11 protein-coding genes are annotated in these 11,956 nt (G+C 69.7%); 5 read left to right on the forward strand and 6 right to left on the reverse strand.

Annotated elements, in window-relative coordinates; translation table 11 throughout:
* Window positions 1-11: 11 nt before the first annotated feature.
* The 3 genes from ACH4U7_RS36090 to ACH4U7_RS36100 all read right to left on the reverse strand — a co-directional run bounded on the left by ACH4U7_RS36090 (window position 12) and on the right by ACH4U7_RS36100 (window position 3,097).
* The gene (locus ACH4U7_RS36090) at window positions 12-557 is read right to left on the reverse strand and encodes a DinB family protein (RefSeq protein ID WP_398532009.1); all 546 of its coding nucleotides are present in this window, start codon (window positions 555-557) and stop codon (window positions 12-14) included.
* Window positions 558-670: 113 nt separating this feature from the next.
* Window positions 671-2,128, reverse strand: a complete 1,458-nt coding sequence (locus tag ACH4U7_RS36095) for an aldehyde dehydrogenase family protein (protein ID WP_358704869.1) — start codon at window positions 2,126-2,128, stop codon at window positions 671-673.
* Window positions 2,129-2,239: 111 nt separating this feature from the next.
* A complete protein-coding gene (locus ACH4U7_RS36100) occupies window positions 2,240-3,097 on the reverse strand; it encodes a helix-turn-helix domain-containing protein (protein WP_398532010.1) in 858 nt (285 codons plus the stop codon).
* A gap of 304 nt (window positions 3,098-3,401) precedes the next feature.
* Between ACH4U7_RS36100 and ACH4U7_RS36105 the strand changes: the two genes are divergently transcribed.
* Window positions 3,402-3,905: an ATP-binding protein gene (locus ACH4U7_RS36105; protein WP_398532011.1), complete on the forward strand. Its 504-nt coding sequence runs from the start codon at window positions 3,402-3,404 to the stop codon at window positions 3,903-3,905.
* Between the two features lie 36 nt (window positions 3,906-3,941).
* Here ACH4U7_RS36105 and ACH4U7_RS36110 read toward each other — a convergent pair whose 3' ends face one another.
* The 3 genes from ACH4U7_RS36110 to ACH4U7_RS36120 form a co-directional block, all read right to left on the reverse strand.
* The gene (locus ACH4U7_RS36110; RefSeq protein WP_398532012.1) at window positions 3,942-5,093 is read right to left on the reverse strand and encodes a site-2 protease family protein; all 1,152 of its coding nucleotides are present in this window, start codon (window positions 5,091-5,093) and stop codon (window positions 3,942-3,944) included.
* A gap of 128 nt (window positions 5,094-5,221) precedes the next feature.
* The gene (locus tag ACH4U7_RS36115) at window positions 5,222-5,446 is read right to left on the reverse strand and encodes a DUF397 domain-containing protein (protein ID WP_358638915.1); all 225 of its coding nucleotides are present in this window, start codon (window positions 5,444-5,446) and stop codon (window positions 5,222-5,224) included.
* Window positions 5,447-5,852: 406 nt separating this feature from the next.
* Complete coding sequence (locus tag ACH4U7_RS36120; RefSeq protein ID WP_398532013.1) at window positions 5,853-7,004, reverse strand: family 43 glycosylhydrolase; 1,152 nt, start codon at window positions 7,002-7,004, stop codon at window positions 5,853-5,855.
* Window positions 7,005-7,147: 143 nt separating this feature from the next.
* Here ACH4U7_RS36120 and ACH4U7_RS36125 point away from each other — a divergent pair, with 143 nt between their 5' ends.
* The 4 genes from ACH4U7_RS36125 to ACH4U7_RS36140 all read left to right on the forward strand — a co-directional run bounded on the left by ACH4U7_RS36125 (window position 7,148) and on the right by ACH4U7_RS36140 (window position 11,759).
* Window positions 7,148-8,869 carry a bifunctional 3'-5' exonuclease/DNA polymerase gene (locus ACH4U7_RS36125; protein ID WP_398532014.1) on the forward strand — a complete coding sequence of 574 codons (1,722 nt, stop codon included), beginning with the start codon at window positions 7,148-7,150 and terminating at the stop codon, window positions 8,867-8,869.
* A gap of 242 nt (window positions 8,870-9,111) precedes the next feature.
* Window positions 9,112-10,140 (forward strand): rod shape-determining protein, encoded by a 1,029-nt coding sequence (locus tag ACH4U7_RS36130; RefSeq protein WP_398532015.1) that lies wholly within the window; start codon window positions 9,112-9,114, stop codon window positions 10,138-10,140.
* A 216-nt stretch (window positions 10,141-10,356) separates the two neighbouring features.
* Complete coding sequence (locus tag ACH4U7_RS36135) at window positions 10,357-10,950, forward strand: sigma-70 family RNA polymerase sigma factor (RefSeq protein ID WP_358638917.1); 594 nt, start codon at window positions 10,357-10,359, stop codon at window positions 10,948-10,950.
* Window positions 10,947-11,759 (forward strand): zf-HC2 domain-containing protein, encoded by an 813-nt coding sequence (locus ACH4U7_RS36140; protein WP_398532016.1) that lies wholly within the window; start codon window positions 10,947-10,949, stop codon window positions 11,757-11,759. The genes ACH4U7_RS36135 and ACH4U7_RS36140 overlap by 4 nt, the downstream gene beginning before the upstream one ends.
* Window positions 11,760-11,956 lie beyond the last annotated feature (197 nt).

Below are 11,956 nucleotides of genomic sequence, written 5' to 3' on the forward strand. Positions count from 1 at the left end.
GCCGCCGTCGGTTACCGCCCCGCTGCGATCTCGTCGATGAGCTCGAAGGCGGTCTTGCCGTCGATGGTCTCGCGGACGATGTCGGCGTGGCCTGCGTGCCGGGCGAACTCCTGGATCAAGGTGAGCAGCAAGAAGCGCATGGAGCGCACGCTGCCTTCGGGGAACCACGGCGCCGGGGGCAGCGGGAAGGTTCCGTTCAGGTCGGGCAGCGAGCGGATGAACTTCTCGGTCTCGGCCGCCGCCTCGTCCCAGAAGGCCAGCACCTCCTTGACCGTCGCCCGCCCCTCCTCTGGCTCGAAGCTCAGGTGATAGTTGGAGTGGTCGCGCGGGATGGAGTGCGGCACCTGCTTGGCGTCCTCGACCCAGCCCTGCTCGACCTCGGCGACATGCTTGAGGACGCCGAACAGCGACAGCTCGCTCGCCGACGGCTTGAGGAGCGCCTGCTCGTCGGTGAGGCCGTGCAGCGTCCGGCGGACGGCCCCGCGCTGGGCATCGAGGAAGCCCAGAAGGGCTCCGGCCTCGTCGCCGTGGGCTTCCTGGTTCACCAGAGTGGGCATGGGTCCGCCTTCCATCGGTCCATCGGGAGTTCCGTCTCCCGATGTCTCCGACACTACGGTCCCTTGCGGTCAGCCACTGTCCTCAACGACACGTCAACCAACCACACCGCGGCTCAGAACGGGAACTGACTGCGGCCGTACTGAACGGAGATCCACTTGGTGGTGGTGAAGTCCTCGACGAAGGAGTCGCCGTTGAGCCGTCCGAGCCCGGAGTTCCCCTCTCCGCCGAAGGGCACGATCGGCTCGTCGTGGACCGTGCTGTCGTTGACGTGGATCATGCCGGTGCGCACGCGCTTGGCGAAGCTCACCCCGCGCTCGATATCGCCGGTGTGCACGGCGCCGCTCAGCCCGTACTCCGTGGCGTTGGCGAGCCGGATGGCGTCCTCGTCCCCGTCGAAGGGGATCAGCAGGACCACCGGGCCGAAGATCTCCTGGCTCAGGATCGCGGCGTCCTCCGCGACCCCGGTGAGCACACTGGGGGCGACGAGAGTGCCCTCGGTCCGCCCGCGCACCAGCGCGGTGGCGCCCTCGGCGACGGCCTGGTCGACGAGGGAGCTGATGGCCTCGGCCTGGCCCTCGTTGATCAGCGGGCCGATATGCGTCGTCAGGTCGCTCGGGTCGCCGACCCTCAGCGACTCGACCTTGGCCACGAACTTCTCGGTGAACTCACGCTCGATCCGGCGGTCCACGAGCACCCGGTTCGCGGCCATACAGACCTGGCCCTGGTGGACGAAGCGGCTGAAGACGGCGGCGTTCACCGCGTAGTCCACATCGGCGTCGTCGAGGACGACCAGGGCGCTGTTGCCGCCCAGTTCCAGGATGGAGCGCTTGAAGTGGGAGGCCGCGACGGTGGCGACATGGCGGCCGACCTTGTCCGAGCCGGTGAAGGAGATGACCTTCGGCACCGGGTGCTCGATCAGGGCGTCGCCGATCTCGGCGATGTCGGTGACCACCACATTGAGCAGCCCGGCGGGCAGCCCGGCGTCCTCGAAGACCTTGGCGACCAGCCCGCCACCGCAGATCGGAGTGTTCTGATGCGGTTTGAGTACGACGGAGTTGCCCAGCGCGAGCGCCGGGGCGACCGACTTGATCGACAGCAGGAAGGGGAAGTTGAACGGGCTGATGACCCCGACCACACCGACCGGCAGCCGGTAGAGGCGGTTCTCCTTGCCGTCGACCGGCGAGGGCAGGATGCGCCCCTCGGGCCGCAGCGCCAGCTGGATCGCCTCGCGAAGGAACTCCTTGGCGAGGTGCAGCTCGAACCCCGCCTTCACATGCGTGCCACCGCACTCCGCGATGATCGCCTCCGTGAGCTCCTTCTCACGGTCCTCGATGATCCGCAGGGCCCGCTCGAAGACCAGGCGCCGGGTGTACGGGTTGGTGCCGCCCCACTCCGGCTGCGCCCGCTCGGCGGCGCGGTAGGCCAGGTCGATCTCCTGGACGGTGGCCACGGTGATGGAGGCGAGCTTCTCCCCGTTATAGGGGTTGAAATCGACGATGTCCCAGGAACCGCTGCCGGTCCGCCACTCACCATCGATGTACTGAAAGGCCAGCTCGGAGAAGTAGGACATGCCATCCCTATCTGGAGGACGGGGCGCCGTTCAACGACACCGCGTACGCGTGGGGGATTGCTGACAGAACATGTATTGCTGACAGAACGTCATCTTACTGGCGTGTCAAGGTCATTGAAGGAGGCCCCGCAGCAAGTCACGGCTCTTTTCCACGGACAGGCTGTCCTCGCTCAGCCGCTCCAACACCCGCCGGTACTGCCCCACTTCCTCGGGTTTGTCGAGGTAGAGCGCACCGGTGAGCTGTTCCAGATAGACGATGTCCGGCAGGTCGGACTCGGGAAAGCGCAGCAGGGTGAACGCACCGCTCTCCCCGGCGTGTCCACCGAAGGAGAAGGGCATCACCTGGAGCGTGACATTGGGCTGCTCGGAGACCGTGATGAGGTGCTGGATCTGGGCCCGCATCACGGCCTGTCCGCCGTAGGGCCGGTGCAGCGCCGCCTCGTCGATCACCACGTGGAAGGCTGGCCCCCGCTCGGAGACCAGCAGCTTCTGCCGCTCCAGCCGCAGCGCGACCCGTCGATCCACCTCGGAGTGGCAGGCCTGCGGCTGACCGCGGGTGACGACGGCGTGGGCATAGCCCTCGGTCTGCAGCAGACCGTGTACGAACTGCACCTCGTAGCAGGAGATATGCGAGGCGGCGCCCTCCAGACCGACATAGGTCTGGAACCAGCTCGGCAGCACATCGCCGTAACTGTGCCACCAGCCCGCGACATTGGCCTCGCGGGCCAGGCCAAGCAGGGACGCGCGCTCGGTCTCGTCCGTGACCCCGTAGAGCGTGAGCAGGTCCTCGATGTCACGCGCCTTGAAGCTCACCCGGCCCAACTCCATCCGGCTGATCTTGGATTCGGAGGCCCGGATGGAATAACCAGCCGCTTCCCGCGTGATACCACGGGACTCGCGCAACCGCCTGAGCTGAGAGCCCAGGAGAATCCGGCGCACCACCGATCCGCTCGACTCGCTAGCGCTCATGTCTGCGACCCTCCCTGTACGGAACGCACCCTTCCGAAGGCGACCCCCGCAGCCCTGAGGCCGAAGTCTGCCACTATTCGGGCTCCGCCCTGTGCACATGTCGTTACTCAAGTGTGAGACGTACGCAAGAGGACGTAGGGAGAATCTGTGTCGAAGTTGGGTACATAGCCCCAAAAAATCTGCGTGCACGTGCATCTGCCCTTGCATCCGTTGTGCGCATTCGGAACCATAGGTCTTGCGCACGTGCAAGCTCGTACGAGATCTGGCCAGGATTCGTCAGGGCCACGGATGCAGGAGTGCTCGCATGGGGACCGAAGGCTCGACCATGCTGGAGCCCGTGTGGCTGGGGCTCCCCTCGATCGACGCCCCCGGCGTCTCCGGTTCCGCCTCCTGCTCGCTGCCCACCCGCTTCGAAGCGGTCCATGGAGCCCGGCGGTTCACCGGGGCCACGCTCGCACAGTGGGAACTCCCGGAGATGTTCGACGAGGTCGCCCTGGTCGTCTCCGAGCTGGTCACCAACGCCCTGCGCCATGCCTGCCCCGGCGTCCGCCCGGACGGCCCGCCCGGCACGGAGGCCGAGACGCAGGTGCGGCTGCACCTGATGCGCTGGCGCTCACGCCTGGTGTGCGCGGTCCGGGACCCGAGCGAGAAGAGCCCGGTGGCCGGCGAGGCCGACTTCAGCCAGGAGTCGGGAAGAGGGCTCTATCTCGTGGAGTCCTTCACCGACGACTGGGGCTGGCATCCGCTGGCCGGGACGTTGCGCGGCAAGGTCGTCTGGGCGCTGTTTCTGCTGCCACGACCGCGTTAGGTGTCGCGACCGCGCCAGGCGTTTCGTCCCGACCACTCATAGGGGGCTGGACTTCGGCGGGGCCGCCGTTGCTCCCAGCGCGTGCAGCTGAAAGAGCCGCGTCACATCGTGGGCGGTGACGATCCCCTCCAGATGGCCGTGGTCGACGACCAGGATCGGCATACCGCCCCCGGGCCGCGCCCCCCGGTCCATGACCTCGTTCAGAAGATCGCCCGGCACGGCGAGCGTGCACCTGGAGAGCGGCGTGGCCACATCGCGTACCCGCTGCATCCCCCGGTTCCCGGACGGCACCGCCGCGAGGCCGCGCAGACTCACCAGCCCGCTCGGCCGGCCCTCGAAGTCGAGAACCGGCAGCACCGAATGCCGGGCCGGCGCCGCCACCTCGTCGATGAAGCGGTCCACGGTCAGCCAGTCGGCCCCGGCGGCCACCGGATGGGACATGGCATCGGCCACCCGCACCCCGCGCAGGGTCTCGGTGAGGGTGGCGTGCTGCCGCTCCGCGTTGGCGATGATCACCATGAAGAGACCGATGAGCGAGAACCACAAACCGCCCGTGGCCCCGCGGATGAACGCCACCCAGCCGAAGGCGATCATCGCCATGCCGAAGATCTGGCCACTGCGGCCCGCCGCCCGTTCGGCCCGCTCCCGGTCCCCCGTGCGCCACCACATCACGGCCTGCACGACCCGCCCCCCGTCGAGCGGCGCGGCGGGCAGCAGATTGAAGACACCCAGCAGCAGATTGGCCCACCCCAGCCACACCAGCAGCGCCGCGGGTATCCCCCAGCCGATCAGACCGCGCACCCCGATCCCCGCCCCGATCGCGGCGCCCCCGATCACCAGGCTGGTGATCGGGCCACTGACGGCCACCAGCAGCGCCACCCCGGCGGTCCGCGGCCGTCCCATCTGGGTCATGCCACCCAGCGCCCACAGCGTCACATCCTGGACGGCGACACCCTTCTTGCGGGCGGCGACCGCGTGCGCGGCCTCGTGCAGCAGCAGGCTCCCCATCAGCAGCGCCGCTCCGATCACGCTGGCGGCTGAGTAGACGACGTTCGAATGGCCCGGGGTCCAGGCCGGGAGCGTCTCATGGCCCAGGCCGTAGGCGAGCAGGGCCACCAGCACCGGGACGCTCCAGTGCATCCGCAGTGGCACCCCGAGAACATGTCCGACACGCATCGACCCGTTCATAGCCGTATCTCCCCAGCCGTCTCATCCAGCCAGGCATCGCACCCACCTACCAGTGTCGCTCATTGCGGCGGGGCCGGAACGGGTCGAATCAGACCGAGCCGCATCAGACCGGGATGGACCGGGACAGATCAGGCCAGGTCGCGCACCAAGTGGTCGAATTCGCCGTCTTTGATGCCGAGCAGCATCGCCTCGACCTCGGCCGGGGTGTAAATGAGGGCCGGGCCGTCCGGATAGCGGGAGTTCCGTACGGCGACATGCCCGCCCGGCAGCTTGGCGAACTCCACACACGAGCCCTGGGAATTGCTGTGGCTGCTCTTCTGCCAGGCGGCCTCTTGCAGGTCCGCGGCCGCCATGCCGTTGTACGGGTGGTCGCGCACAGGGCTCTCCACTGGTTAATACAGCTGTCAACTGACCCGGATCATAACCTTGTTGGGCTGCGAATGCATGAGCACCCGAACGAGCAAATGCATTCGCGTATGCATCAGCAGATGCACGTGCACCATGCGTATCCAGGCGATCACCCGATGATCACCGGGAAGCGTAGGGCAACGGCGATCCGTACGGTCGACATATACGGTCGATAGAGGTGACGCAGGAGACGCCCGACAGGTTCTCCCACATCTGGAAATTCTTCCGGATTGCGTCATTCCGGGCATGACATCTGAAAGCCGCCGCATACACACGATCTCCCGGATAGCAAAAACCGCAGGCCAGTGGCGTGGCCTGCGGTTTTCGCGCTCCTCTCGTACCGGCGGGGGGTCAGCGCACAGCGGCGGCCGGCGTCCCGGAGGGCTCGGCCAGGGCGGTGGACGTGGAGACGGGCGCACCGAAGTTCGGGGTGCCGTCGGCGTTCCAGTTCACCTTCTGGGCCCGGGTGGTCCGGGTTCCGCCGCAGCCGTCCGTGGCCTTGGAGTTCGCGTGGTAGGCCATCCAGACCTCCTTCCCGTCGGGTGACGGGAAGAAGAAGTTGTGGCCGGGCCCGTAGACCCCGTTCGCGTCATTGCGCTGGAAAACCGGGTTGGCGAACTTCTTCCACGCGCCCGCCGCCAGCGGATCGCTTCCGGTCAGCTCCATCAGCCCCAGCTTGTAGTCGGGGGTGTCGCAGTGCGAGGCGGAGAACGTCAGGAAGGTCCGCCCGCCGTGCTGGAGGATGGTCGGCCCCTCATTGACCCCGGAGCCCACCTTCTCCCAGCTGTAGGTGGGGGTGGCGATGCGGACGGCGCCGCCGGTCGGGGTCCATGGGTTGCTCATCCGGACCGCGTACAGGTTCTGTGTGCCGCCCTCCCAGAAGGAGTAGAGCATGTAGAGGCGGCCGTCGGGCATGGACAGATAGCTGCTGTCGATCATCCAGCGGTTGTCGCCGTACGGATCGACCTGGCCCTTGTACGTGTACGGGCCCAACGGGTTGCTCCCGGCGCTCTCCAGGACGTGGACGTGCTGGTGGTCGATGTTCGCGGAGACGCCCGCGCTGTAGGTCAGATACCAGCGCAGACCGTTGGGGCCGTTGAGGCGGTGCAGCTCGGGCGCCCAGAAGTTGCAGCAGCGGGACGCGACGGTCTCGCTGTAGATCGTGGTCGGGGCCGCGGTCTTCAGGCCGCCGAGCGTGGTGGCCCGGCGCATCTCCCAGTGGGAGGCCCAGGTGGTGCCGAGGTGGTAGTAGTAGCCGGCGTAGCGGATGATCGTCGGGTCCGCGCCGTTCTGCGTCACGATCGGGTTGGTGAACGTCCCGGCCGCCACGGCTGAGTCGGCAGCAGTGGCGGGCGAGCCGACGTCAGCGGCGGGCGAATCGGCTTCGGCAGCAGTGGGCGAGTCGGCCCTGGCCGTGGGTGCGCCGCCCGTCTGCAGTAAGGCGAGGAGCGCGAGGAGAGCCGCCGCGAGGAGCGGCAGCGCTCTGATGCGGATGCGGGTCATTGACGGCTCCAAGTTCGAGATTTCGAACATCATTCGTCACTTCGGACGGAAAGTAGGGGTGCCGCGCCTCAGGGTCAACCCCTTTCACAGCCGTGGCCCCACCTCCGCCGGTTTTGTCAGACCCCCCTGTCACACTCACCAACATGAGATGGGCGCTGGCTGAGACGGGCGACGGGGGCGCTCGTCTCTGCCCGCTGGACCCCGCGGGGCGGGCCGCCGGTCCGATCGTCGAGGTCACGGCCGCCGCCGGGGGCGCCGTCGAGGCCGTACGGTCCCGGCCGGACGTCGAGCGCTGGGTGTGGCGGTCGACCTCCGAGCTCTACCCGCGGCTGCTCGCCGCGGGCGTCCGCGTCGAGCGGTGCTACGACCTGGAGGCCGCCGAGGCCCTGCTGCTCGGCCACGAAGGGCGGTGCGGCGAGCCGCGTTCGCTGGCCGCCGCATGGGCGCGGCTGCGCCGGTTGCCGGTCCCCGAGGACCCGCCGGTGCGGGCGGCCGAGACACAGCCGTCGCTCTTCGAGCCCGGCCCGGTGCCACTGCCGCCCGGCACCGACCCCCTCGACGCGCTGCTGGCGGTCTACGCCGGACAGCTGACCCGTACGGAGGCGGCCGAGCACCCCGGCCGCATGCGGCTGCTGACCGCGGCCGAGTCGGCCGGGACGCTGGTGGCGGCCGAGCTGCGCCGGGCCGGGGTGCCCTGGCGGGCCGACCGCCACCGCGAGCTGCTGGACGAACTGCTCGGCGAGCGTTACCCGGGCGGCCTGGAACCGCAGCGGCTGGCCGAGCTGGCCGACGAGGTGTCCCGCGCTTTCGGGGGCGTACGGGTGCGGCCCGATCTGCCGGCCGAGGTCCTCAAGGCGTTCGCGCGCGCGGGCATCTCGCTCAGCTCCACCCGCGCCTGGGAGTTGCGGGACATCGACCACCCCGCCGTGGAGCCGCTGCTGCGCTACAAGAAGCTCTACCGTCTGCACACGGCGCACGGCTGGGCGTGGCTGCAGTCCTGGGTGCGGGACGGCCGCTTCCGCCCCGAGTATGTGCCCGGCGGCACGGTCTCCGGCCGCTGGACCACCAACGGCGGCGGGGCGCTGCAGATCCCCAAGGTGGTGCGGCGGGCGGTGGTCGCCGACGAGGGGTGGCGGCTGGTGGTCGCCGACGCCGACCAGATAGAGCCACGTGTCCTGGCGGCCGTCTCCCGCGATCCGGGCCTGATGGAGATAGCGGGCAGCGGGCGGGATCTGTACGCGACGCTGTCCGACCGCGCCTTCTCCGGCCGGCGCGACCAGGCCAAGCTCGCGCTCCTCGGCGCGATCTACGGCCAGACCTCGGGCGACGGCCTCAAGCACCTCGCCGCCCTGCGGCGCCGCTTCCCGGCGGCCGTGGCGTACGTGGACGAGGCGGCCCGGGCCGGTGAGGAGGGGCGGCTGGTGCGCACCTGGCTGGGCCGCACCTGCCCGCCCGCCTCCGCGGGCGGCGACCCGGCCGACGAAGCGGGCCTGCCGCGCGACCAGGACGAGGAGCCGACGTACGGCAGCACGGCCGGCGCCCGCGCCCGCGGGCGGTTCACCCGTAACTTCGTCGTCCAGGGCAGCGCCGCCGACTGGGCGGTGCTGGTGCTCGCCGCGCTGCGGCAGTCGCTGGCCGGGGCGCGGCTCCGCGCGGAGCTGGTGTTCTTCCAGCACGACGAGGTCATCGTGCACTGCCCGGCCGAGGAGGTCCCGCAGGTGCGGGAGGCGATCGCGGCGGCGGGCGAGACGGCGGGGCGGATCGCCTTCGGCGAGACGCCCGTGCGGTTCTCGCTCACCGCGGCCGCCGTGGAGTGCTACGCCGACGCCAAGGACAACCCGGACGTCGGCGAGTACGGCGAATAACCGGCGAGTACACCGAATAAGCCGCGTAGCCGGATACGCCGAATAGGCCGGGTAACGGGATCGGTCGGCAGCGGCGCGGGCGGTTCCTCGCCCGACCGGCGCAGCACCGCAGGCGAGGCGGGCGGTCCGGCCCACACGATGATCACAGGGCCGCCGGGCCGACGACCCCACCACCCCGCCCGCACGGGAAACCTGACCGCACGGGAGACCCGACCACACAGGAGACCTGCAGGAGGCCTGACATGACCATCAGCCTCGATCGGTTGCGCCGCTGCTCCATCGCCGTCGACCTCGGCGCCGCCAGGACCCGGGTCTATCTCAGGCGCACCGGCCTCGTCGTCGACGAGCCGAGCGTCGCCGCCGTGAACACCCGCACCGGGGGGCTGATCGCGGTGGGGGCGCTCGCCGAGCGGATGATGGGCCGCACCCCCGACCATATCCGGGTCGTACGGCCCGTATCCGGCGGCCGGGTCGTCGACATCGCCATGGCCCAGCGCATGTTGCGGTTCCTCGTCGGCAACAAGGTGCGCCGGGCCTGGCGACGCAAGCCGCTGCAGAGCGCCGCCGTGTGCGTCCCGCACGACGCGGACCCGCTGGCGGAGCGCGCCGCCGTCGAGACGCTGACCGGGCTCGGCGCCCGGCGGGTGGAGCTGGTCGACACCCTGATCGCCGCCGCCGTGGGCTGCGGTCTGCCGGTCGAACGGCCCGAGGCGACGATGATCGTGGTGTGCGGGGCGGCCACCACCCAGGTCGCGGTGTTGTCGCTGGGCTCGATCGTCGCCGCCGAGCAGGTGGCGGTCGGCGGGGAGACGATCGACCACGCCCTCGTCCAACATATGCGCAACGAGCATGCGTTGATGCTGCCGAGCCAGGCCGTCCGCCCGCTGCACCTGGCCCTGAGCGGCACCGGCGCGGCCACGGACGACACCGAGGTGCACGGCCGGGACGTGGCCACCGGACTCGCCCGCTCGGTGCAGATCGACATCGAGGGCATCCGGGCCGTGGTGCAGACCCCGCTGACCGGGGTGCTCGACGCGGTCGGCACGGTGCTCCGCCGCTGCCCGCCCGATCTGGTCGCCGACCTCGCGGAGCGCGGCATCATGCTGGCGGGCGGAAGCGCGGGGCTCCCCGGTTTCGACGATCTCCTGCGGGAGGCGACCGGTATGCCGCTGCATATCGCCGAACACCCCGACACCTGCGCGGTCGAGGGGCTTGGCGCGATGATCGAGGGCTCGGTGCGGCCCGTCGTCCTGGACCCCCTGGCCTCCTGACGGCCACGACAGCGCAGCCCTGCCGACCACTGCGGCGCAGCCCTGAGGACCCGTTCGGCAGAGCCTGACGGCCGGTGCGGAACGGCGGCGTCCGCGGCCACTTCAAGAAACTTCGCCACGAGTTGAGCGGCGCTCCTGCCCCGTCCGTAGTGATGGAGGAAGAGGCCGTCCGGGCCACACAACCCCCGGCCAACACACCGGGAGTGTCTGCTGATGATGTCCAACTCGGGTTCCGTCCTGGAGGTTCTGGTGCGCGACGACGCCGCCGTGACCGATACACATCGGTCGAGATCCCAGCGCGGTACGCCGGACGAGGAGCTGATGCGCGCGCTCTACCAGGAGCACGCCGGACCGCTGCTCGCCTTCGTACTGCGCCTGGTGGCAGGCGACCGGCACCGGGCCGAGGACGTCGTCCAGGAAACCCTCGTCCGCGCCTGGCGCAACGCCGACCAGCTCAGCAGGGCCACCGGCTCGATCCGGCCCTGGCTGGTCACCGTGGCCCGGCGGATCGTCATCGACGGACACCGCAGCCGCCAGGCCCGTCCACAGGAAGTCGACCCCTCCCCGCTGGAGCTCATGCCCGCCGAGGACGAGATCGACCGGGCCCTGCGGCTGATGACCCTCTCGGACGCGATGCACGACCTCAGCGACGCGCACCGCGAGGTGCTCGTCGAGACGTACTTCAAGGGCCGCACGGTCAACGAGGCGGCCCAGACGCTCGGCATACCCAGCGGGACCGTGCGGTCCCGGGTCTTCTACGCGCTGCGCTCCATGAAGCTCGCGCTTGAGGAAAGAGGAGTGACGGCATGACCGCGCAGGCGCACCACGCCGGGCACGACGCCGTCGGCGCGTACGTACTCGGCGTGCTCGACGACGCGGACGCCACGTATTTCGAGCAGCACCTGGCCGGTTGTGACGACTGCGGACGCCGGCTCGACGAGCTGGCAGGGCTGGAGCCCATGCTGGCGGAGCTGGCCTCCGGCGTCCCCGGCATCCACGGCGCCCCCGGCCGGCCCGGGCTCACAGGCGTCCCGCACTCCTTCACCGCCACCCCCAACGGCATCGACACGCTCACCGCGCGACCCGGCCCCGGGCTGCTGGACAACATGATCGGCGAGGTCGCCGTGGTCCGGCGCAAGCGGCGCCGCCGGCACCTCTCCCTGGTGGCCGCGGCCGCTGTCCTGATCATCGGCGGACCGCTCGGCGCGGTGGCCCTCACCTCCGACGACGGCTCGAACACGACCATCAGCGCCGAGACCACCGCGAGCAAGACCTTCGAAGCGATGCCCACCAAGGTCCAGGCCACCGACCCGGACACCAAGGTGAACGCCACGATCGCCCTGAAGGACAAGATGTGGGGCACCGACGCCATGCTGCGGCTGAAGAACGTCAAGGGCCCCCTGGCATGCAGCATGATCGCGGTCTCCAAGAGCGGTGAGAAGCAGGTCATGACGACCTGGTCGGTGCCGCCTCAGGGGTACGGCATCGCGGACAGCCCGGACAAGAGCGCCCAGGCTCCCCTGTTCACCCAGGGCGGCGCGGCCTTCAAGGCGGCCGACATCGACCACTTCGAGATCCGCACGCTCGACGGAAAGCTCCTGGTCTCCGTGAAGGCCTGAGTTTCCGTGAAGGCCTGAGTTTCCGTGAAGGCCTGAGTCTCTGCGAAGGCCTGAATCTCTGCGAAGGCCTGAGCCCGGGGCAGCCTCCTCCCTCACCCCCCACCCCCACCATCACTCGAACCGCCGATCATGGCGTGCGCCGATGTGAGCACGGTGTTACACAGAGTGTGACAGTCGTCACCGCGTCCCGGGGGGTC

Source organism: Streptomyces sp. NPDC020845 (genome assembly GCF_044334165.1).
GTDB lineage: Bacteria > Actinomycetota > Actinomycetes > Streptomycetales > Streptomycetaceae > Streptomyces.